Source organism: Haloarcula sp. Atlit-47R (assembly GCF_003665985.1).
Classification (GTDB): Archaea; Halobacteriota; Halobacteria; order Halobacteriales; family Haloarculaceae; genus Haloarcula; species Haloarcula taiwanensis.
In genome coordinates this window covers 1-525 of sequence record NZ_QPLQ01000041.1, presented here as the reverse complement: position 1 = coordinate 525, position 525 = coordinate 1, and the positions used below count along the sequence as shown (strand labels likewise).

The 525-nt window shown below is 56.4% G+C and carries 1 rRNA gene; it reads right to left on the bottom strand.

Annotated elements, in window-relative coordinates:
• Nucleotides 1–523: ribosomal RNA gene (locus DVK00_RS20755) — 16S ribosomal RNA — on the bottom strand; the annotation flags it as partial.
• Nucleotides 524–525 lie beyond the last annotated feature (2 nt).

The window sequence follows — 525 nt, the reverse complement described above, 5'->3', positions numbered from 1 at the left end:
GCTACGGACGCTTTAGGCCCAATAATATCGGCCATCACTTGGACTGCCGGTATTACCGCGGCGGCTGGCACCGGTCTTGCCCAGTCCTTGTTCCTGTACCACCTTACGGTACAGAAAAGCGAGGGCTATATGCCCTCACACTCGGAGTCCCCCTATCGCACTGTCGTGCAGTGTAAAGGTTTCGCGCCTGCTGCGCCCCGTAGGGCCCGGTATCTTGTCTCAGATACCGTCTCCAGGCTCTTGCTCTCACAACCTGTACCGATTATCGGCATGGTGGGCCGTTACCCCACCATCTACCTAATCGGCCGCAGCCACATCCTACAGCGCCGGAACGTTTCTCACTCTCGACACTCCAGTCTGAGAGTGATATCCGCTATTGGCCTCAGTTTCCCGAGGTTATCGCGGTCTGTAGGGTAGTTTGGCCACGTGTTACTGAGCTATATGCCACGAGTCTGAACTCGTGCGACTAGCATGGCTAAATCGGACTCCGATAGCAATGGCCTCCGGCAGGATCAACCGGAATGT